The sequence below is a fragment of the Bordetella sp. BOR01 genome (assembly GCF_019218885.1).
Taxonomy (GTDB): domain Bacteria; phylum Pseudomonadota; class Gammaproteobacteria; order Burkholderiales; family Burkholderiaceae_B; genus Bordetella_A.
Genome location: NZ_JAHUWT010000002.1, coordinates 1353121 through 1373359, shown reverse-complemented (window position 1 = coordinate 1373359; position 20239 = coordinate 1353121). Strand labels below are relative to the sequence as shown.

Annotated in this window: 18 protein-coding genes; 4 read left to right on the top strand and 14 right to left on the bottom strand. The window is 66.8% G+C overall.

Going from position 1 to position 20239, the window contains the following annotated elements:
* Nucleotides 1–217 precede the first annotated feature (217 nt).
* Genes KW845_RS14245 through tkt form a run of 3 tightly spaced genes read right to left on the bottom strand, consistent with a single transcriptional unit; the run spans nucleotide 218 to nucleotide 4478 of the window.
* Nucleotides 218–1411: a phosphoglycerate kinase gene (locus KW845_RS14245; RefSeq protein ID WP_218369860.1), complete on the bottom strand. Its 1194-nt coding sequence runs from the start codon at nucleotides 1409–1411 to the stop codon at nucleotides 218–220.
* 5 nt (nucleotides 1412–1416) lie between these two features.
* On the bottom strand, nucleotides 1417–2427 hold the full coding sequence (gene gap / locus KW845_RS14240; protein WP_218369859.1) for a type I glyceraldehyde-3-phosphate dehydrogenase: 1011 nt from the start codon (nucleotides 2425–2427) through the stop codon (nucleotides 1417–1419).
* Between the two features lie 14 nt (nucleotides 2428–2441).
* The gene (tkt, locus tag KW845_RS14235; protein WP_218369858.1) at nucleotides 2442–4478 is read right to left on the bottom strand and encodes a transketolase; all 2037 of its coding nucleotides are present in this window, start codon (nucleotides 4476–4478) and stop codon (nucleotides 2442–2444) included.
* Nucleotides 4479–4673: 195 nt separating this feature from the next.
* Here tkt and KW845_RS14230 point away from each other — a divergent pair, with 195 nt between their 5' ends.
* Entirely contained in the window at nucleotides 4674–5405 is a 732-nt protein-coding gene (locus KW845_RS14230; RefSeq protein ID WP_218370037.1) for a 16S rRNA (uracil(1498)-N(3))-methyltransferase, read from the top strand.
* A 40-nt stretch (nucleotides 5406–5445) separates the two neighbouring features.
* On the opposite strand, the gene KW845_RS14225 is transcribed toward KW845_RS14230, so the two are convergent.
* The 4 genes from KW845_RS14225 to KW845_RS14210 form a co-directional block, all read right to left on the bottom strand.
* On the bottom strand, nucleotides 5446–5916 hold the full coding sequence (locus KW845_RS14225; RefSeq protein ID WP_218369857.1) for a barstar family protein: 471 nt from the start codon (nucleotides 5914–5916) through the stop codon (nucleotides 5446–5448).
* Nucleotides 5913–7127 carry a patatin-like phospholipase family protein gene (locus KW845_RS14220; RefSeq protein ID WP_218369856.1) on the bottom strand — a complete coding sequence of 405 codons (1215 nt, stop codon included), beginning with the start codon at nucleotides 7125–7127 and terminating at the stop codon, nucleotides 5913–5915. The genes KW845_RS14225 and KW845_RS14220 overlap by 4 nt, the downstream gene beginning before the upstream one ends.
* Nucleotides 7108–9396, bottom strand: coding sequence for an NADP-dependent malic enzyme (locus KW845_RS14215; RefSeq protein ID WP_218369855.1), 2289 nt, complete (start codon nucleotides 9394–9396; stop codon nucleotides 7108–7110). Before KW845_RS14215 ends, KW845_RS14220 begins: the two co-directional genes overlap by 20 nt.
* Nucleotides 9397–9503: 107 nt before the next feature.
* Complete coding sequence (locus tag KW845_RS14210) at nucleotides 9504–10373, bottom strand: hypothetical protein (RefSeq protein WP_255592605.1); 870 nt, start codon at nucleotides 10371–10373, stop codon at nucleotides 9504–9506.
* A 31-nt stretch (nucleotides 10374–10404) separates the two neighbouring features.
* Between KW845_RS14210 and KW845_RS14205 the strand changes: the two genes are divergently transcribed.
* Nucleotides 10405–11559, top strand: a complete 1155-nt coding sequence (locus KW845_RS14205) for a pyridoxal phosphate-dependent aminotransferase (RefSeq protein ID WP_218369854.1) — start codon at nucleotides 10405–10407, stop codon at nucleotides 11557–11559.
* Nucleotides 11560–11757: 198 nt separating this feature from the next.
* Here the strand turns inward: KW845_RS14205 and KW845_RS14200 are convergent, their stop codons facing one another.
* On the bottom strand, nucleotides 11758–12588 hold the full coding sequence (locus KW845_RS14200; protein ID WP_218369853.1) for a lytic transglycosylase domain-containing protein: 831 nt from the start codon (nucleotides 12586–12588) through the stop codon (nucleotides 11758–11760).
* Nucleotides 12589–12670: 82 nt separating this feature from the next.
* On the opposite strand from KW845_RS14200, the gene ubiD reads away from it, so the two are divergent.
* Nucleotides 12671–14215 (top strand): 4-hydroxy-3-polyprenylbenzoate decarboxylase, encoded by a 1545-nt coding sequence (ubiD, locus tag KW845_RS14195; protein WP_218369852.1) that lies wholly within the window; start codon nucleotides 12671–12673, stop codon nucleotides 14213–14215.
* Here ubiD and KW845_RS14190 read toward each other — a convergent pair whose 3' ends face one another.
* The 4 genes from KW845_RS14190 to KW845_RS14175 all read right to left on the bottom strand — a co-directional run bounded on the left by KW845_RS14190 (nucleotide 14216) and on the right by KW845_RS14175 (nucleotide 16171).
* On the bottom strand, nucleotides 14216–14581 hold the full coding sequence (locus KW845_RS14190; RefSeq protein WP_218369851.1) for a hypothetical protein: 366 nt from the start codon (nucleotides 14579–14581) through the stop codon (nucleotides 14216–14218).
* Between the two features lie 3 nt (nucleotides 14582–14584).
* Complete coding sequence (locus tag KW845_RS14185) at nucleotides 14585–15004, bottom strand: phage holin family protein (protein WP_218369850.1); 420 nt, start codon at nucleotides 15002–15004, stop codon at nucleotides 14585–14587.
* Between the two features lie 41 nt (nucleotides 15005–15045).
* Entirely contained in the window at nucleotides 15046–15363 is a 318-nt protein-coding gene (locus KW845_RS14180) for a YqjD family protein (protein WP_207408582.1), read from the bottom strand.
* Between the two features lie 82 nt (nucleotides 15364–15445).
* Complete coding sequence (locus KW845_RS14175; protein WP_370628217.1) at nucleotides 15446–16171, bottom strand: hypothetical protein; 726 nt, start codon at nucleotides 16169–16171, stop codon at nucleotides 15446–15448.
* A 213-nt stretch (nucleotides 16172–16384) separates the two neighbouring features.
* On the opposite strand from KW845_RS14175, the gene KW845_RS14170 reads away from it, so the two are divergent.
* Complete coding sequence (locus KW845_RS14170) at nucleotides 16385–17077, top strand: hypothetical protein (RefSeq protein WP_255592603.1); 693 nt, start codon at nucleotides 16385–16387, stop codon at nucleotides 17075–17077.
* 121 nt (nucleotides 17078–17198) lie between these two features.
* Here the strand turns inward: KW845_RS14170 and KW845_RS14165 are convergent, their stop codons facing one another.
* On the bottom strand, nucleotides 17199–19913 hold the full coding sequence (locus KW845_RS14165) for a nitrate reductase (RefSeq protein WP_218369849.1): 2715 nt from the start codon (nucleotides 19911–19913) through the stop codon (nucleotides 17199–17201).
* The gene (gene nirD / locus KW845_RS14160; protein WP_218369848.1) at nucleotides 19910–20239 is read right to left on the bottom strand and encodes a nitrite reductase small subunit NirD; all 330 of its coding nucleotides are present in this window, start codon (nucleotides 20237–20239) and stop codon (nucleotides 19910–19912) included. Before nirD ends, KW845_RS14165 begins: the two co-directional genes overlap by 4 nt.

Sequence of the window (20239 nt, the reverse complement as noted above, 5' to 3'; positions counted from 1 at the left end):
TAATTCTATATTTTTCGATGAATCGAGCATCTGAATCCGGTGATTTTGAAAATGATGGTTATTCTATCTTCCCGGCGAATTCGCCGGGGTTGCAGTGCACAGGCAGCCGGGACGTGGCGGCGCGGCCTGGATGCATTCGGCCGGTGCCCGCAAAGAAAAATGCCAGGCACCACAGGTACCTGGCATTTCGGCGACTTGCCCCACCCACCGGCCGGGATCAGTCGGCGCGCTCTTGCAGGATGGCAACCGCGGGCAGCGATTTGCCTTCCAGGAATTCCAGGAACGCGCCGCCCCCGGTGGAGATATAGCCTACCTTGTCGGTGATGCCGTACTTGGCAATGGCCGCCAGGGTATCGCCGCCGCCCGCGATCGAGAAGGCAGGCGATTCGGCGATGGCCTTGGCCAGCACTTCGGTGCCATGCGAGAACGCGTCGAACTCGAATACGCCCACCGGGCCATTCCAGACGATGGTGCCCGCCTGCTGCAGAATGCCGGCCAGCCGCTGCGCGGTCTGCGGACCGATGTCGAGGATGAGGTCGTCGTCGGCCACGGCATCGGCCGCCTTGACGGTGGCCTGGGCTTCGGCGGAAAACGACTTTGCGCACACCACGTCGGTGGGAATGGGCACGTCGGCGCCGCGCTGCTTCATGATGTCGATCACGGTGCGTGCCTGCTCGACCTGGTCGGCTTCGGCCAGCGACTTGCCGATGGGCAAGCCGGCGGCCAGCATGAAGGTGTTGGCGATACCGCCCCCCACCACCAGCTGGTCGACCTTATCGGCCAGCGACTGCAGGATGGACAGCTTGGTCGACACTTTCGAGCCGCCCACGATGGCCACCAGCGGCCGCTTGGGGTCGTGCAGCGCGCGGCCCAGGGCCTGCAACTCGGCTTCGAGCAACGGGCCGGCGCAGGCCACCGGCGCATAGCGCGCGATACCGTGCGTGGTGGCCTCGGCGCGATGAGCCGTGCCGAAGGCATCGTTGACGTAGACATCGCACAACGCCGCCATCTTGCGCGACAGCGTTTCGTCGTTCTTTTTCTCGCCCGGGTTGACGCGGCAGTTTTCCAGCAGCACTACCTGGCCCGGATCGACGTTGACGCCGTCGACCCAGTCCTTGACCAGTTGCACGGGCATGCCCAGCAACTGCGACAGGCGCCGGCCCACCAGATCGAGCGAGTCGGCGTCGGTCAGGGTGCCTTCGGTGGGACGGCCCAGGTGCGAAGTCACCATGACCGCGGCGCCGCCATCGAGCGCCAGGCGGATACCCGGCACCGATGCGCGGATGCGGGTGTCTTCGCTGATCTGGCCGGCGTCGTCGAACGGCACGTTCAGGTCGGCGCGTATGAATACGCGCTTGCCGTGCAGCGCGCCGGCCTTGGCCAGCGCGGACAGGGTATTAACCTTGGCCATACCGCTTACTTGGCCGACATCAGCGCGACGGTGGTGTCGAGCATGCGGTTCGAGAAGCCCCATTCGTTGTCGTACCACGACGACACCTTGACCAGCTTGCCCGATACCTTGGTCAGCGTGGAATCGAAGGTGCTGGAAGCGGGGTTGTGGTTGAAGTCGACCGACACCAGGGGTTCGGTGTTGTAGTCCAGGATGCCCTTGAGTTCGCCTTCGGAGGCGGCCTTCAAGATGCCGTTGACTTCTTCGACGGTAGTGTCGCGCTTGGCCACGAACGACAGGTCGACGATGGACACGTTGATGGTGGGCACGCGAATGGCAAAGCCGTCGAGCTTGCCGTTCAGTTCGGGCAGCACCAGGCCCACCGCGGCGGCGGCGCCGGTCTTGGTGGGGATCATGCTCATGGTGGCCGAACGGGCGCGGCGCAGGTCTTCGTGGTAGACGTCGGTCAGGACCTGGTCGTTGGTGTAGGCGTGCACCGTGGTCATCAGGCCGCTTTCCAGGCCCAGCTTGTCGTGCAGGGGCTTGACCAGCGGGGCCAGGCAGTTGGTGGTGCACGATGCGTTCGAGATGACCGTGTCGGACGCCTTCAGCACGCCGTGGTTGACGCCGTACACGATGGTGGCGTCGACATCCTTGCCGCCGGGGGCCGAGATGATGACTTTCTTGGCGCCGCCCTTCAGGTGCGCGCCGGCCTTTTCTTTCGAGGTGAAGAAACCGGTGCATTCGAGCACCACGTCGACCTTCAGTTCGCCCCAGGGCAGTTCGGCCGGGTTGCGGTTGGCCAGCACGCGGATCTTGTCGCCATTGACCACCATGTAGTCGCCATCGACCGTGACCGTGCCGGGGAACTTGCCGTGAGCGGTGTCAAAGCGCGTAAGGTGCGCGTTGGTCTTGGGATCGCCCAGATCGTTGATGGCCACGATTTCGATATCGTGCTTCTTGCCGGCTTCGTAGTGGGCACGCAGGATGTTGCGACCGATGCGGCCGTATCCGTTGATGGCGACGCGAATAGTCATGACTAGAGCTCCTTTTACAAAACTTGCTTGACGGCCTCGGCCACCTTGTCGGCGGTCAGTCCGAAGAACTTGAACAAAGCCCCGGCGGGCGCGGATTCGCCATAGCGGTCGATGCCGACCACGGCGCCCTCGAGCCCCACGTACTTGTGCCACAGCCCGGTGGTGCCCGCCTCGACGGCCACGCGCGGCAGGCCTTGCGGCAGCACGGCGCGCTTCCAGTCGGCGTCCTGGCGGTCGAACACATCGGTGCTGGGCATGGAGACCACGCGTACGGCGATGCCCTGCCCGGCCAGTTGCTCTTGCGCGGCCAGGGCGATGGCGACCTCGGAGCCCGTGGCGATGATAACGGCACGCGCGCCTTCGGCGTCTCGCAGAACGTAACCACCGCGGACAATCGCTTTCAGGGTATCGGCATCGCGCGGCACGAAAGGCAGGTTCTGGCGCGACAGCAGCAGCGCGGTGGGACCGCCCTCGTGCACGTCCATGCCGATGCTGGCCGGGCGCGACACGGCCACGCCCCAGGCCACCGCGGTTTCGGCGGTGTCGCACGGGCGCCAGACCGACAGGTTGGGAATCAGGCGCAGGCTGGAGGCATGTTCGATGGACTGGTGGGTGGGGCCGTCTTCGCCCAGGCCGATGGAGTCGTGGGTGAAGACATGCACCACGCGCTGCTTCATCAGCGAAGCCATGCGGATGGCATTGCGCGAGTAGTCGGAGAACGTGAGGAAAGTGCCGCCGAACGGCAGGTAGCCGCCATGCAGGGCAATGCCGTTCATGATGGCGGCCATGCCGAATTCGCGCACGCCATAGTTGATATGGCGCCCGAACTGGATGCCTTGTTCGCCTGCGCGCACCGGCGCCACGCCCTTCCAGTCGGTGTAGTTCGAGCCGGTAAGGTCGGCCGAGCCGCCCAATAGTTCGGGCAGCGCCTGGGCCAGGGCCGCGATGGCGAACTGCGAGGCCTTGCGGGTGGCCACGGTTTCGGCTTTCTGGTCGGTGGCCTGGATGAACGCTTGCAGCGTGGCGGCGAAATCGGCCGGCAGCTCGCCCTTCATGCGACGGCTGAACTCGGCGGCTTCGGCGGGATACCGGGCGGCGTAGGCGTCGAAGTGCTGTTGCCAGGCCGACTGGGCCAAGGCGCCCGCCGGGCGGGAATCCCAGGCTTCGCGCACGGCCTGGGGAAGTTCGAACGGCGCGGCCGTCCAGCCCAGCGCCACGCGGGTGGCGGCGATTTCTTCGGCACCCAGCGGCGCGCCGTGCACGTTGTGGGTGCCGGCCATGTTGGGCGAGCCCTTGCCGATGATGGTGCGGCAGACGATCAGGGTGGGTTTCGCCGACTGCGCGCGCGCCTGGCGGATGGCGGCGTCGACGGCGGCCACGTCATGGCCGTCCACGGCGCGGATGACGTTCCAGCCATAACCTTCGAAACGGGTGGCGGTGTCGTCGCCGAACCAGTGCTCGACGTGGCCATCGATGGAAATGCCGTTGTCGTCGTACAGCACCACCAGCTTGGACAGCTTCAGCGTGCCCGCCAGCGAGCAGGCCTCGTGCGAGATGCCTTCCATCAGGCAGCCGTCGCCGGTGAACGCGTAGGTGTAGTGGTCGACGATGGGCAGGCCCGGCTTGTTGAATTCGGCCGCCAGCAGCGCCTCGGCCAGCGCCATGCCGACCGCGTTGGCCAGGCCCTGGCCCAGCGGGCCGGTGGTGGTCTCGACGCCCGGGGTGATGCCCACTTCAGGATGGCCGGGAGTGCGCGAATGCAACTGGCGGAACCGCTTGAGTTCTTCGAGGGGCAGGTCGTAGCCGCTGAGGTGCAACAGCGCGTAGATCAGCATCGAGCCGTGTCCGTTGGACAGCACGAAGCGGTCGCGGTTGGCCCAGGCAGGGTCGGCCGGATTGTGGCGCAGGTGGCCCAGCCACAGCGCCTGGGCGATTTCCGCCATGCCCATCGGTGCGCCGGGATGCCCCGAATTCGCTTGTTGGACGGCGTCCATTGCAAGGACGCGGATGGCATCCGCCAGGGCTAGGGGTTGGGCGGTGGGTAGGCTCATGCGGAAATTGGCTCGTAGGCTCTGGCGCACCCTAAAACGGGGCCAGGTTGGAGGGGTTGCGTAGCTCATGATTTTAGCATCCGGGGCAGGCCCGGGTCCGGCCATTGCGCCCGCCCGCGCCCAGGGTGCAGACGGGATGGTAGGCTACGCAGCTTGACCGCTTACCGGCCCCTGCCGCCCTACTGTCCGCCCATCATGCCCCTGCCGCGTTTTTTCTGCGACACAGCGCTGTCCGCCGACGCTCGACTGCCCTTGCCGCCCCCCCTGGCGCACCACGCCGTGCGCGTGCTGCGCCTGCGCGCGGGCGCCGCCATCGTGCTGTTCGATGGCACGGGCGGCGAGTACCCCGCCACCCTGGAGATCGACGGCAAGAACGCCTGGGCCCAATTGGGCGCCTTCGATCCGCGCGAGGCCGAGCTGGCCGGATGCCTCACATTGGTGCAGGGCCTGCCGTCCGGCGACAAGATGGACTGGGTGGTGGAAAAAGCGGCCGAGCTGGGTGCCGGCCGGATTGCGCCGATCGCGGCGCAGCGCAGCGTGCTGCAGCTCAGTGGCGCGCGCCTGGAAAAACGCGTGACGCATTGGTCGCGTATTGCGCAGGCGGCTTCCGAGCAGTGCGGCCGCAACCGCTTGATGACCGTGGACACCCCTATCGACCTGCGCACCTGGCTGGACCAGCCGGCTGCCGGGCTGCGGCTGCTGTGCCACCCGGAAGCCGGGCCAGGCCTGGCCGACGCACTGGCGGCGCAGCCGGGGCTGCGGCAGCTTAGCCTGCTGGTGGGACCCGAAGGCGGTTGGTCTGACGCCGAACTGGCGCTGGCCGCCGAGCGCGGCGTGCAGGCGGTGCGCTACGGGCCGCGCGTGCTGCGCACCGAAACCGCGGGGCTGGCATTGATGGCGGCGGCCACGGCCTTGCTGGGGTGGTAGCGGGCCGATGCTGCCGGGGGCCGGCCCTTTTGGAAGAAGACTAGCCCAGGCCTTCGCCGTAGCGCGCAGCCGCGACACCGGGTTCCGGGTCGGGGTGCTTGCCGGCGTGTTCGATCACGAAGGTGAACACGCGGCCGTTTTCGCGTGCGAATTCGGCCGCGTCGGTACATACGGTTTCGATCTGGGCGGCATCGTCTGCCAAGGCAGGATCACCCGAATGCAGCTTGTACAGCCAGAGCACCACGCCGATTTTCTGGTCGAGAACAGTGTCGCACAGGCAATCGTAGAGCGCATCGAGGTTGCCGCCGAAATACTCGGGAAAATCGACTGCCTTGGCAATGGCACGCAGCACCGCCGAACGGCTGCGCGCCCGATCGCAATCGGCCACCAGCAAGGCCAGCCCGAGTTCGCGCGCAGCCTCGACCACGGCTTCTTTCTGCAAACCGTCATGATCGATCGCGCCGCCGCGGCTGAGTTGGCGCTGCAGCGTAGACTGGCCATTTCGCGTCATGCGTGGCCCTCCTTGAAAAAGCCAATCACTTCTTCGATACGCCGCATCGTATCGGCATAACCCAGTTCAATCAATCGTCGGGTGTAAGCACTTTCGAACAGCAGATATGACATCAGCGCACCGCCACCCGAGCGGTCTGGGTCGGACGATACACCGAGTACGCGAAAAAGGGTACGGGCCTCGACAGGCATTTCTTTCAAGTAGTCGAGCGCGAGCAAATCCAGCGACTGGCTGGGCGTGAGCGTCAGGACGTTCACCCGCCGGACACTGCTGCCCGTTGCGGGGTCGTAGGTGGAGTGGGTGACCAGGTCGTTGATGCGCTCCAGGCGTTCGATATCCATCGACAGGCCGTCCAGGAATATGCTGGACAGCACATGGCCGCCCACCTGCGCCAGCGAGGGATAGGGTGGTGCCTGTTCGCGCTTTTCGGGGTGGGTGTCGTCGCGGTAGCCGGTACCGATGACCAATATCCGATCGGCACCCAGGTGGATGGCCGGGCTGATGGGGGCAAGCTGCCGCATCGAGCCGTCGCCGCACCACTCCGTCTGCCCGTGCACCTGTACCGCCTGGGCCGGGAACACGAACGGAATCGACGACGAGGCCATCAGGTGCTCGACGCCCAGCCGCGTGGGTATCGCGCGCCGCAGCGAACGGCGCCAGGGCTCGATGGTGTGGTTGGACTGGTAGAACGTCAGGTGCTCGCCGCTGGTGAACCCCGAGGCCGTGATGGCCAGCGACGACAGCGCGCCCTGCTGCAGGTTGGCCTGCAAGCGGTCGAAATCGAGCACGCGCGTCAGCAGGTCGGCCAGCGGGCGGTTGTCCAGCAGCGACTGGGGCCGCTTGCGGGCCAGGCCCGAGAACATCCAGCCCAGGGCCAGCAGGCCCAGCCAGCGCACCCCCGTCTTGATCAGCCCGGGCGCATCGGCCCGGTAGACCATGCCTGTGCCCAGCGATTCCCACAGCCGGCGGATGCGCCGTGCGGCCAGGTGCGGGCGGTCGGCTCGGCAGGCCAGGGCCGCGGCGTTGATGGCGCCGGCCGAGGTGCCGCAAATGATGGGAAAAGGATTGCGAAAGTCCGGCTGCGCCGCCGGATCCAGGATCTGGAAAATGGCGCCCAGCACGCCGACCTGGTAGGCGGCGCGCGCGCCGCCTCCGGTCAGCACCAGCCCCGTGACGGGGCCGGGCTGGGCACTATCTCGGAACGTTGGCATCGACGACGACCAGGGCGGTCATGTTCACGATGCGGCGGACAGTGGAACTGGAGGTCAGGATTTGTACCGGCGCGTTGACGCCCAGCAGGAACGGACCTACCGCCACATTGCCGCCGGCGGCGGTCTTGAGCAGGTTGTAGGCGATGTTGCCCGAATCGACGTTGGGGCAGACCAGCAGGTTGGCCTCGCCCTTCAGGGTCGACGACGGCAGGATGCGCAGGCGCAGCGCCTCGTCCAGCGCGCAGTCGCCATGCATTTCGCCGTCGATCTCGATCTCGGGGGCTGCGGCGCGCACCAGTTCCAGGGCCTCGCGCATCTTGGCGCCCGACGACGAACTGCCGGTACCGAAATTCGAGCGCGACAGCAACGCCACCTTGGGCGCCAGGTTCAGGCGCGTCATTTGCTCGGCGGCGGCGATCGTGAATTCGGCGATCTGCTCGGCGGTGGGCTCGTCATTGACGTGCGTGTCGACCAGTGCCACCGTGCGCTCGTTGAGCAGCAGCACGTTCATGGCGGCATAGACCTTGGCGCCGGGCCGCTTGCCGATGACCTGGTCGATGAAGCGCAGGTGTTCGGCGTAGGCGCTGACGGTGCCGCAGATCATGCTGTCGGCATCGCCCAGGTGCAACATCATGGCGCCGATCAGGGTCAGGCGGCGGCGCATTTCAACGCGGGCCATTTCCTTGGTGATGCCGCGCCGGCACATCATTTCCCAGTACGTGGTCCAGTAGCGGTGGAAACGCTCGTCATATTCGGGGTTGGTGACCTCGACATCTTCGCCCAGGCGCAGGCGCAGGCCGTATTTCTCGATGCGGGCGGCCAGCACGGCCGGGCGGCCCACCAGGATGGGCTTGGCCAGGCCTTCGTCGACCACCACCTGCACGGCCCGCAGCACGCGCTCGTCTTCGCCTTCGGTGAACACCACGCGCGCCTTGCCGCCGTCGCGCACGAGGCTCTTGGCCGCCGAGTACAGCGGCTTCATGAAAGCGCCCGAGTGGTACACGAACTGCTGCAGTTGCTCGGTATAGGCTTCCAGGTCGGCCAGCGGCCGGGTCGCCACGCCGCCATCCATGGCGGCCTTGGCCACGGCCGGGGCGATGCGGGTGATCAGGCGCGGGTCGAACGGCTTGGGGATCAGGTATTCGGGTCCGAAACTGATGTCATAGGTGCCATAGGCGGCCGCCACGACTTCGTTCTGCTCTTCCTGGGCCAGCTTGGCAATGGCATAGACCGCCGCCATTTCCATCTCGCGGGTGATGGTGGTGGCGCCCACGTCGAGCGCGCCGCGGAAGATGTACGGGAAGCACAGGACGTTGTTGACCTGGTTCGGGTAGTCGGAGCGGCCGGTGGCCATGACCACGTCGTCGCGCACGGCGTGCGCGTCTTCGGGCAGGATCTCGGGATTGGGATTGGCCAGGGCCAGGATGACCGGACGCTTGGCCATGCCCGCCACCATCTCGGGCTTGAGCACGCCGCCGGCCGACAGGCCCAGGAATACATCGGCCCCCTGGATGACCTCGGCCAGCTTGCGCATGTCGGTCTTTTGCGCGAAGCGCGCCTTGTCGGGGTCCATCAGGGTGGTGCGGCCTTCGTAGACCACGCCCTCGATGTCGGTGACCCAGATGTTTTCCACCGGCACGCCCAGGTCCACGATCAGGTCCAGGCAGGCCAGCGCCGCGGCGCCCGCGCCCGAAGTCACCACCTTGACCTTGTCGAGCGGCTTGTCCACCACTTTCAGGCCGTTGATGAAGGCGGCCGACACACAGATGGCAGTGCCGTGCTGGTCATCGTGGAACACCGGGATTTTCATGCGCTCGCGCAGCTTGCGCTCGACCGTGAAGCACTCGGGCGCCTTGATGTCTTCAAGGTTGATGCCGCCGAAGGTGGGTTCCAGGCCGGCAATGATCTCGACCAGCTTGTCGGGATCGGTTTCGTTGATCTCGATGTCGAACACGTCCAGCCCGGCGAACTTCTTGAACAGCACGGCCTTGCCTTCCATGACCGGCTTGGAGGCCAGCGCGCCGATGTTGCCCAGGCCCAGCACGGCCGTGCCGTTGGTGATCACCCCGACCAGGTTGCCGCGTGCCGTGTAGCGCACCGCGTTGACCGGATCCTTGACGATCTCTTCGCAAGCCGCGGCCACGCCCGGCGAATAGGCCAGCGCCAGATCTCGCTGGTTGGACAGCTGCTTGGTCGGGGTGACAGAGATTTTGCCGGGGCGGCCGGACTCGTGATATTCAAGCGCGGCTTTGCGAAAGTTGTCGTCCATAAGGCTCGGCTACTCGGGTTGGTACACGAAAGTGGGGGATTCTAGCTTAGCGAGGCGGTTATCTTACTCCCGCCTTACTTATAGCCCGGGACAGCCAGGCGCGGTACTCAGGGTGCATACAGGTCCAGCGAATCGAAGGCGTCTTTCATGCGCACTTCCAGCCGGCGCGCCGGCCCGGCCAATTCGGCTGGCACGTCCTTGGCGGCCGGCACGCCTGCCGGCGCCCTGCCCGGCGCCAGCAAGACGCCTTCCACCCAGGCCAGCGCGCCGCCATGGCCCAGCAGCAACTGCGCCAGGTTCACGTCGGCGGGCGGTTCGGGCAGCAAGGCGTCCAGCCGGAAACGGCACGGCCAGCCGGCCTGTTGGCGGCAGGCCGTCGCATCGGCCGAGGCGGACACCTGGAACAGGGCCGGCACCAGCCGTTGCACGGTAGCCGAGCGCAGGGGGCGCAGGTCGCTATGGCCGAACGCCCCCAGGGTTTCGGCCGTGCCATCGGACAGCAGCACGTCTACCGCCACGATGCCGCTATCCGACGTGGCGCCCGGCCGCCAGGCGTGGGCCTCGGCCAGCCACACGGCCAGGGTGGTGTCGGCGGGAGCATCGTTGAACTGCGCCAGCCCCGCATCGGCCAGATCGCCCAGCCGGCAGCCCGGCCCGGCGTGCCATTGCCCGGCCTGGGGCCCTGGGACCCGTCCCGCCAGCAGGGAGGGATCGACCTGCAGTACCGCGCGGCCGGCCCAGGCATCGGTATCGCCCGTGCCGTCGAGCAACAGCGCCACGCCGTATTCCACACACAGGGCGCGCGCATGCCGCACATCTTCGGCGCGGGCCGGCACCAGGCGCGCGCGGCCCGGCGGGCCCGCGTCCAGTTCCAGGACCTGCCCTTGCGCGGCACGCTCCAGGCGCTGGCGAAAAGTGTCCCACGGCGTGCGAGGCAAGCGCCGGCCGAACAAAAATGCGCGCCGCGATGGCTGCATCTACAATTCCTTTTTCGTTTCGAGAATCATCATGCTGCGCCTTGCTTCCCGCGCCCGGGACTTCCTGACCTTCCACGTTGTCGAACTCTTCAAAGAAGCGCAGGCGCTGCAAGCGGCGGGCCGGGACATCATCAGCCTGGGTATCGGCGAACCGGACTTTACCGCGCCCCCGCAGGTCGTGGAAGCACTGGAACGCGCGGCACAGGCCGGGCTAAGCGGCTACAGCGCCCCGGCCGGCCTGGCCGGCCTGCGCGAAGCCATTGCCCGATTCTACGCAACCGAATTCGGGGCCACGATCGATCCGGCGCGGGTCATCGTCACCTCAGGCGCTTCGGGCGCGCTGTCGCTGGCGTGCGCGGCCCTCGTCGACCCGGGCGCCGAAGTCTTGATGCCCGACCCGTCTTATCCGGCCAACAGCAATTTCATCCTGGCCGCCGGCGGCCGCCCGCGCCTGATCCCCAGCAGCGCCGCGCAGCGCTTCCAGTTATCGGCGCAAGACGTGCGCGAGCACTGGACCCCGGCCACGCGCGGGGTGCTGGTGGCCTCGCCCAGCAACCCCACCGGCACCTCTATCGCACGCGACGAACTGGCGGCCCTGCTGCACGCGGTACGCGAACGCCAAGGCTTCGCCATCGTCGACGAAATCTACCTGGGCCTGAGCTACGAAGGCCAGCCGCGTTCGGCCCTGACGCTGGACGACGACATCATCGTCATCAACAGCTTCTCGAAGTATTTCCACATGACCGGCTGGCGATTGGGCTGGATGATCGTGCCGCAACGGCTGGCCGGCCCCATCGAGAAAATGGCAGCCAGCCTGGCCATCTGCGCGCCCACCCTGGCGCAACACGCCGCACTGGCCTGCTTCGCGCCCGACACGCTGAAAATCTACGAACACCGCCGCGATGCCTTCAAGCAGCGCCGCGACTACCTGCTGCCCGAATTCGAGCGGCTGGGCCTGCACGTGCCGGTCAAGCCCGATGGCGCCTTCTACATCTACGCCGACATCGCCGCATTGGGCATGGATAGCGCCACCCTGTCGCATCGCTTGCTGCACGAAGCCGGCGTTGCGGCAGTACCGGGGTTGGACTTTGGGCCGGCGCATGGGGATCACACATTGCGGGTGTCGTACGCCACGGGGTTGGATCGGTTGGAGGAGGCTGTGCGTAGGATTGGGAGGGTGCTGTGAGCGGGCTGGTTTTGCGTTGTTCTGTTCTTCTGGCGTCGGCGCGAGGCGGCGTGCATTGATTCAATACATTGCGCCGCTGGGACCAGTGGAGTTCATGCCGCCGCCCGAATGGCCAAGGCGGTCACGCCACCCGCTACGATGCCAGTAGAAACAGATGCATTGCAGAACAGCTCAAGAAGCCCCAAGCAGGAACCCAGGTCACTCACGCGCCAACGCAATCCCTGCGGCCAGCGCCAAACGCCGACGCTCGGCCTGCACTTTGGCCCCGTACCCGCCATCGCTTGGGCCAGTCGCCCCCACGTAGCAGGCCAGCCCGCCGTCGACCGAGCCGCGCCGGTCGATGCAGTCGCGCAGGATGATGGTGCCGACGCGGATGTTGGCGATGGGGTCCAGCGGGTTGTTCATGCCGTCGCCCAGTTTGTCGAATTTGTCTTGGTGCACGCGCGTCATGACTTGCATCAAGCCTTGCGCGCCCACCGAGCTTTCGGCAAACGGGTTGTAGCGCGATTCAATGGCGATCACCGCCAGCAGCAGCAGCGGATCCAGTTCTTTTTCGCGCGCGACTTTATATACCGTATTGACGAGCACCGACGTCGCGTCGTACGCCACACGGTACTTACGCGAGATATAGTTGCGCAGTGCCTCGACCTGCGGTCCGGACACGGTGCTGCGCACCTTCCTCTTCGGCGGCGCGGGCGGCAAGTCGCTGCGCAGCGGGCCCAGGAAGCCGGTGGCATTGCTGGGGGCAGCCGGAATCGCCATGGCTACCGCGGAAGGGGTGTCATAGACGGGGTCGTATGCCGATTCATAGGAACCGGACGGCACGGATGTAGGCGCTAGGGCGGTCAACAAGGCTTTGTGCACCTGCAGGGCCTGGTCGCGCAAACCAGGCAAGGCGAAGCCCATGCTTACAGTGACGATCACTGCAATACCCAGATAGGTACAGCAGATACGCAGCCACTCGGCAAGATGGTGGTGCACTCCTTGGGCGGTCTGGCGGAACAGACCTGCCACTGACGCATCGGGCATGGGGACCTCCTGCGTTTAAGAGAGGACTGGATGTTAACCTCTGTTCAACCCCAAAAATGTAACGAATTGACCGGGATCTGTAGTGAAATACCGCGACCTTAGAGACTTTTTGCAGCAGTTGGAGCTACGCGGCGAACTCAAGCGTATCGCCGCGCCGATTTCCACACATTTGGAAATGACCGAGATTTCCGATCGCGTGCTGCGCGCCCAGGGGCCTGCCCTGCTGTTCGAGCATGCCATGCACAACGGCACGCGCGCGGCCATGCCGGTACTGGCCAACCTGTTCGGCACCCCGCGACGGGTGGCCTGGGGCATGGGGGCCGACGATGTCAGCGCCCTGCGCGACACCGGCGAGCTGCTGGCATCGCTGCGCGAGCCCGAGGCGCCGCGGGGCTTGCGCGATGCGCTGAGCAAAGTGGCCATGCTGAAATCGGCACTGTGGGACATGAGTCCCAAGCGGGTCCGCAGCCCGGCTTGCCAGGAAATCGTATGGGAAGGCGCCGATGTGGACCTGGCGCGCCTGCCCCTCCAGACCTGCTGGCCGGGCGACGTGGCGCCGCTTCTGACCTGGGGGCTGGTCATTACGCGCGGACCGGCCGCGCGCCGGCAGAACCTGGGCATCTATCGCCAGCAACCCATCGCGCCGAACAAGCTGATCATGCGCTGGCTGTCGCACCGCGGCGGCGCGCTGGACTTTCGCGAGCATGCCCGCGCGCATCCGGGTACGCCCTTCCCGGTGGCGGTGGCGCTGGGCGCCGACCCCGCCACCATCCTGGGGGCCGTCACACCGGTGCCCGATAGCTTGTCCGAATACCAGTTCGCCGGCCTGCTGCGCGGCTCGCGCACCGAAGTCGCGCAAGCGCTGGGCAGCGAGCTTTCGGTGCCGGCCTGGGCCGAGATCGTGCTGGAAGGCCATCTGCTGCCGGCCAGCGATCCGCGCACCGTGGCGCCGGTCGTGCCCGAAGGCGCGCCGCCGCCGCCCGATAGCGGCTACGAAATGGCGCTGGAAGGACCTTACGGCGATCACACCGGCTACTACAACGAACAAGACTGGTTCCCGGTGTTCACGGTAGATCGCATCACCATGCGGCGCAAGCCTGTCTATCACTCCACCTATACCGGCAAGCCCCCCGACGAGCCAGCCGTGCTGGGGGTGGCGCTGAATGAAGTGTTCGTGCCGCTGCTGCGCCGGCAGTTGCCCGAGATCGTCGATTTCTATTTGCCGCCCGAAGGCTGCAGCTACCGGCTGGCGGTAGTGTCGATCCGCAAGCAATACGCCGGCCACGCCAAGCGCGTGATGTTCGGCCTGTGGAGCGTGCTGCGCCAGTTCATGTACACGAAGTTCATCGTGGTGGTCGATGAAGATATCGACCCGCGTAACTGGACTGAAGTCGTGTGGGCCCTCACGACCCGCATGGATCCGGTGCGCGATACGGTGCTGGTGGAACGCACGCCCATCGACTATCTGGACTTCGCGTCGCCGGTCTCGGGCCTGGGCGGCAAGATGGGCATGGACGCCACCAACAAGTGGCCGGGTGAGACCGACCGCGAATGGGGCCGGCCCATTGCCATGGATGCCGCCGTCAAGCAGCGGGTGGACGCAATATGGGGCGAACTGGGCTTGTAGTCAGCGCGCCGGCGGGGTTGGATCGGCCTGGCGCGAATCGCGCCAGGCCTTGAACACCTGCCAGCCCAGCAAGGCGCCGCCACCCAGGCGCAGCAGGCGCGAGCGCTTGCCGCGGCCCATGATCAAGGCCGACACCGTGGAACTGATGAAGGGATAGCGGCGCGCCAGCGCCACGCCCTGCCATACCAGGTTGGACAGATTGCCCCGGGCCAACCCTGGCAGCCAGCGCTTGACCAGGTTGCGGGGTTCCAGCGAACGGCCGGCCGAGGCAATATCTTGCGCCAGCGATTCGCGTTCGAGGGCGGCGCGGGCGCGCAGCAGTTCGATGCGCACTGCGCGGTCGACGGCGGGAGACGGTCTGGCCATGGTTTAGCCCTCGTCGCGCCGGCGGTCGGCCTGGGCGTCTTGTTCGGCCTGCGCGGCGCGCACGTTGTCGAGCAGGTCGGCGTCGCGGCCCAGTTCTTCAAAGGTGGCCGAAAACGGCACCGGCCCCGATACCAGTTCGCGGCGCACCACCAGCAACAACCCCAAGCCGATCACGGCGTACAACGCAGCCAGCAAGCTCAGGGCCAGGTAGCGGTTTTCGGTCGGCCAGAATGCCACCGCGATGGTGACGCTGAATACCAGCACGGCCAGGGTCAGGAACAGCAAGGCGGCGAACGCCATGCCCAGCAACTTGATCAGCCGCGCCTTTTCTTCGGCGGCTTCCAAGGCGAACAATTCCAGGCGGGTACGCAGCAGCCCGACCAGGCTGCCCGCCACACCGAATACCGATCTGCGCAGGCCCATGGGCAAGAGCGGGCCGGCCGCCTGACGGCCGGCCCCGCGCTTTAACGGCGGGAAATCAGCAGGCCGAGCAGCAGGCCGGTCACGCCCGCGATGCCGATGGCTTGCCAGGGATTGTCGTGCACGTAGTCGTCGGTGGCGCGCGCCGCCTTGCGGCCGCGTTCCAGCACGGCGTCCTGGGCGTCGTACAACGCTTCACGAGTGCGCTTGAGCGAGGCCATGGCGCGGTCGCGCAGTTCGGTGGCCTTGTCGCCGGAACTGGATGCGGCTTCGCGCAACAGGTTTTCTGCATCGTTCAGGCTGCTTTTGACGCTGTCGATGAGTTTTTCTTTTGCAACTTCCTCGGATCGTCGGGTGGTCATAGAGGCTCCTGTTGATGTGTCAGTGACGGGTCCATCATACCAGTCGGCCACGGCAAATCGCCGTGCCGCTTGCTACGGACTGCTACCTGATCTGGGTAATCTCGACGGCCGACTTCACGCCGGCCTGGTCGATGTCCTGGCGCATGACCAGATTCACCTCGGGGCAATACCAGTCGGTGACGGTGGTGTTCATGCCGGGAATGGGCAGCGTGAGGCCCTGGAACGTGGCCTGGGTGGGATCGGTATTACGCGTGTAGCGGATCGGCCAGCATGACTGGCGGCCCAACGCGGTATCCAGCGACTGCCTGGCGTCCACGGTTTTTTCGCCAATGCGCACCACCGTGGTGGGTTGCCCGCCAACCGGGGCGTCTTTGCCGATATTCAGGCGATAGGTCGCACCGGGCATGCGCTGGCCCTGCTCGATCTTGCCGTCGTAGGCAAACAGGCCCAGCATGCGCAGGTCGAACTGGCCACCGGCGTCGGGCTTTTCGCCGGCCTTGGCATAACGTACGAATTCCGCCTTGCCGTTCTTGATGGTCATCAAATAATCAAGCTTGGACTTGCCGGCCGGCAGCCCGGCATAGCTGAAGCTGGCCGTGCCCTGCACGCGGGCGCGGCAGTTGGCCGAATCGGTCTTGGTCACGTCGGCGAAGCTGAGGTCGGCGCCCAGGCTCAGGTTGCCGGAACCGGTCAGTTGCACCGCGCCGCCGTCATGCATGAAGCGCGCGTCGCACACGCCTGCCAGCGCCTGGGCCGACAAGCCTGCCGCCCCCACCAGGAAAAGATAAGAAAAAAAGCGTGCCGCCACCGGGTACTCCTAGAAGCTCAAAAAAAGCCATGCACGCGGGCATGGCTTTTCGATACTACACCGGTTGATAGCCTGGCGGCCGGCGCGAGGCGGGCCGGCGCGGGCGTTGGAAACAGCAGATGGAAACAGCAGACACGCAAATATATATGAATAAATATTTTGTTTTATTTTGTATAAAATCGCATTTCCCTGATTCTTGGTCTGTGAGTTCTCATGTCGTTCTTGTCATGGTGCTTTTCCGCATTGCCGCGCCGGGCCTTCTGCTGGGCCGTGCTGGCCGGCGCGGCCACTTTGGCCGGCTGCGCGAATGTTCCCAACACTATCCCGGTTACCTATTCACCGTCGTCAGTACTGAGCGCCGAGGGCAGCGTCGAGGTGGGGGCGTTCAACTACGACCCGAACAAGATCGAAGACGGCGCGCCGGCCCCGGTTTCCAAGAATGACCGCTACGTCAACGCCGGCCTGTCCTCTTCGCAGCAAGCCAGCGGCGGTTCACCGGGCAGCTACCAGCCCGCCAGGATCGAGCCCAACCAGATCCGCAACACGGCCATGGGCAGCATCCTGCTGGAAAAAGACATCAAGGACCTGGTGCGCGATGCCACCTTCGCCGAACTGCGCTTCATGGGCGTCAAGGTCAACGGCACCGCGCAGGCAACCCGCCTGACCGGCGACATCCAGGAATTCCTGATCGACGACCTGGGCTATTCGGTGGACTGGACCCTGCGCGTTGCCTACCTGGTGGCCGACAAGGCCAGCGGCAAGCCGGTGTACCAGGCCACCAAGGAAATCAAGCGCCGCACCACCAAGTTCGCCAACTTCTTCGGCGCGCTCAACGACACGATCCGCCTGAACATCGAAGAGCTGGTGAAAGATCCCGCCTTCCTGGCGGCCGTCAGGCAGCCGTAGCCGGGGCCGGTATTGCCAGGTGTCAGGCTCCGCAGGTGCCTGACACTATGCGATTGAGGCAGTCGTTGCACACTTTGGTGTCAGGCACCTGCGGAGCCTGACACCTGGCTAGTAACGGACGTCAGGCGCCCGCACCTGCCACGCTTACGGCATGCAGCGCGGCCAGGCGGCGCACTTCCGGCATGCACGAGCCACAGCCGGACCCGCAGCCCAGGCGGGCCTTCAGGCCCTCGGCATCCAGGCCGGCTTCTGCGCCGGCACGGATGGCCTGGTCGGTAACGCCCACACAAGCGCACACGGTACGCGCCCGCGGCGCGACCTGCGTACGCCCCATCAGCAGCATGGCCAGGCTGGCCGGCGCATCGCCCCCTTCGGCCCAGGCCAGCAAGCCATCGTGCGCCCGCACGTCGCCCGCCAACAGGAAGGCGGCCGGTCCGCCATCAACCAGGCGCAGGCGCCGCAACACCCCGCGCGATGCGTCGTCGAAAGCCGCGTCGGGACGTTCCAGCCCCAGCGCCTGCGCCAGCGCATCCACCACATGCGCCGGCGGCGCCGAGTCGGCCGCCACGCGCAGCCGCACGCCCGGGCCTGCCGCGCAGGGCAGCAGCGCCGCATAGTCAAAGCGCCGCAGCCATGGCGCCAGTTGCGCGCGCAGCAGCGCGGCATCGCCGGCCAGCCACCCCATGGCCTGCCACGGCAGGCGTGCCGGCGCCACGGCCACGGCCGCGTGCTTCAATTCCGGTTGGCGCGAAACGGGGTCGCACGACGGATTGGTCAGTGCATTCACGCCCAGGCCCGCCATGAAAGCGCTGCCCCAGTGCATGGGCAGGAACGCGTGGCCGGGCTTGAGCGTGTCATCGGGACGCACCGGCAGCACGATGGCCCCGCGCCGCGAACGCACGCGCGCCAGCGCGCCGGGCGTGAGCTTCAGGCGTTCCAGATCGAGGGGATGCACCGACAGCCAAGGCTCTTCCACATGGCGCGTCAGCGCCGGGGCCAGGCTGGTGCGCGCCAGCGTATGCCAGTGGTCGCGCAGCCGGCCGGTGGTCAGCCGCAAGGGATACTGCGCCGACACCGCTTCGGCCACAGGCGTGTAGCCAGTATCGAAGAAGCGCGCGCGGCCATCGGCGGTGGCAAACCGCCCGTCGGTGTACAAGCGCGGCGTGGCTGCCTGGCCGCGGTATGGCCACTGCACCGGCCCTTGGCGTTCCAGCACGGCATAATCCACCGCGCTGTAGTCCAGGTCGCGCCCGGCGGTCAGGCGGGCGTGTTCGGCAAACACGGCGCTTTCGTCCGCGTAGTCGAACAAGGCGGCCTTGGCGGGTGCCACCAGCCGGGCCAGGCGCTGCGCCACGCTGGCGGCCAGTTGCCAGTCGGGCCGGGCATCGCCGGGCGGCGCGATGGCCGCGCGCACGCGGCTGATGCGGCGCTCGGAATTAGTGGCGGTGCCGGACTTTTCCGGCCAGGTGGCCGCCGGCAGCACCAGGTCGGCATAAGCCAGGGTCTCGGTGCCGGCGTAGGCTTCCTGCACGATGACGAATTCGGCCTTTTGCAGCGCGGCGCGCACCCGCGCCTGGTCGGGCAGCGACTGGGCCGGGTTGGTGGCCGCGATCCACAACACCTTGATGCGCCCTTCCAGCACCGCGTCGAACATTTCCAGCGCGGGCTTGCCGGGCGTGGCGGGCAGGCTGTCCACTCCCCATAGCGCGGCCACTTCCTGGCGGTGCGCGGGCGTGGCCGGATCGCGGTGGCCCGGCAGCAGCGTGGCCATGCCGCCGGCCTCGCGTCCGCCCATGGCATTGGGCTGGCCGGTCAGCGAGAACGGCCCCGTGCCGGGTCGGCCGATCTGGCCCGTGGCCAGGTGCAGGTTGATCAGCGCTCCGTTCTTGGCGGTGCCGCTGCTGGACTGGTTCAAGCCCATGGTGTAGAGCGACAGGGCGGCGCCCGCCTGGCCGAACCAGCGCGCCGCCTGCACGATGTCGGCCGCCGGCACGCCGCAGACGTCTTGCGCCGCGCGCGGCGTGAATTCGTGCACGCGTGCCTTCAGCGCGTCGAAGCCGGACGTATGCGCCGCCATGTAGGCCGGGTCGACCAGCCCTTCCCACACCATGACATTGAGCATGGCATGGAACAGCGCCACGTCGGTGCCGGGCATGATGGGCAGGTGCAGGTCGGCCAGCGCGGCCGTGTCGGTGCGGCGCGGGTCCACCACCACGATCTTCGTATCGGGGCGCGCAGCCTTGGCCGCTTCCAGCCGGCGAAACAGCACCGGATGCGCATAAGCCATGTTGGCCCCGGCGATCAGCACGGTGTCGGCCAGCTCGAGGTCGTCGTAGCAGGCGGGCGGCGCATCGGCGCCCAGGGTCAGCTTGTAGCCCGACACCGCGCTGGACATGCACAGCCGCGAATTGGTGTCGATATTGTTGGTGCCCACCAGCGCGCGCGCCAGCTTGTTGAAGACCGCGTAGTCTTCGGTCAGCAACTGGCCCGACAGATAGAAGCCCACCGCATCCGGGCCATGCATGCCGATGGCGGTGGCCAGTTTGCCGGCCGCCAGGTCCAGCGCATCGGACAGCGCCACCGGCACGCGTTCGCGGCCGCGCTCGGGGCGCCATTCGGCCCGTAGCACCCGCGCCGCGTCGTCACGCACCGTATCGGCCAGCGCCAACCCCTTGCTGCACAGCTTGCCGCGGTTGGACGGGTGGTCGGCATCGCCCGCCACCGCCACCACCCGGTCGTCGCGCACCGTCACGCGCACACCGCAGCCGGTACCGCAATAACAGCACACCGAGGCCACCGTGCGTTCGTGCGCAGCGCTTCGGGGGTGGGCCTTCATTCCAAGCCCAGGTACACCGCACTGCCATCGACCTTGACCGGCAGGGTCTGCACGCAACCTTCGTCGGGCGCCTGGGCCTGGCCGCTGGCCAGGTCCATCACCCAGCCGTGCAGCGGGCAGGCCACCGAGCGGCCATGCACCAACCCGGCCGACAGCGGACCGCCCTTGTGCGGGCAGCGATCGACCACTGCAAAGACCTGGTCGTCGCTGGTGCGGAAGATGGCCACGTTGTCCTGGCCCGGGCGCTGCACCACGCGCGCGCCCAGCGGCGGAATCTCGTTGATATGGCAGATGCTGCGCCATTGGCAGGTAGCGGCTTGCGACAT

Coding starts and splice junctions, on each gene's coding strand:
- KW845_RS14220 (WP_218369856.1), bottom strand. CDS start 7,127: ATGCCAACGTTCCGAGATAGTGCCCAGCCCGGCCCCGTCACGGGGCTG.
- KW845_RS14210 (WP_255592605.1), bottom strand. CDS start 10,373: ATGCAGCCATCGCGGCGCGCATTTTTGTTCGGCCGGCGCTTGCCTCGC.
- KW845_RS14205 (WP_218369854.1), top strand. CDS start 10,405: ATGCTGCGCCTTGCTTCCCGCGCCCGGGACTTCCTGACCTTCCACGTT.
- KW845_RS14225 (WP_218369857.1), bottom strand. CDS start 5,916: ATGACGCGAAATGGCCAGTCTACGCTGCAGCGCCAACTCAGCCGCGGC.
- KW845_RS14170 (WP_255592603.1), top strand. CDS start 16,385: ATGTCGTTCTTGTCATGGTGCTTTTCCGCATTGCCGCGCCGGGCCTTC.
- KW845_RS14230 (WP_218370037.1), top strand. CDS start 4,674: ATGCCCCTGCCGCGTTTTTTCTGCGACACAGCGCTGTCCGCCGACGCT.
- KW845_RS14200 (WP_218369853.1), bottom strand. CDS start 12,588: ATGCCCGATGCGTCAGTGGCAGGTCTGTTCCGCCAGACCGCCCAAGGA.
- KW845_RS14245 (WP_218369860.1), bottom strand. CDS start 1,411: ATGGCCAAGGTTAATACCCTGTCCGCGCTGGCCAAGGCCGGCGCGCTG.
- KW845_RS14165 (WP_218369849.1), bottom strand. CDS start 19,913: ATGAAGGCCCACCCCCGAAGCGCTGCGCACGAACGCACGGTGGCCTCG.
- KW845_RS14185 (WP_218369850.1), bottom strand. CDS start 15,004: ATGGGCCTGCGCAGATCGGTATTCGGTGTGGCGGGCAGCCTGGTCGGG.
- gap (WP_218369859.1), bottom strand. CDS start 2,427: ATGACTATTCGCGTCGCCATCAACGGATACGGCCGCATCGGTCGCAAC.
- KW845_RS14215 (WP_218369855.1), bottom strand. CDS start 9,396: ATGGACGACAACTTTCGCAAAGCCGCGCTTGAATATCACGAGTCCGGC.
- tkt (WP_218369858.1), bottom strand. CDS start 4,478: ATGAGCCTACCCACCGCCCAACCCCTAGCCCTGGCGGATGCCATCCGC.
- nirD (WP_218369848.1), bottom strand. CDS start 20,239: ATGTCGCAAGCCGCTACCTGCCAATGGCGCAGCATCTGCCATATCAAC.
- KW845_RS14180 (WP_207408582.1), bottom strand. CDS start 15,363: ATGACCACCCGACGATCCGAGGAAGTTGCAAAAGAAAAACTCATCGAC.
- KW845_RS14190 (WP_218369851.1), bottom strand. CDS start 14,581: ATGGCCAGACCGTCTCCCGCCGTCGACCGCGCAGTGCGCATCGAACTG.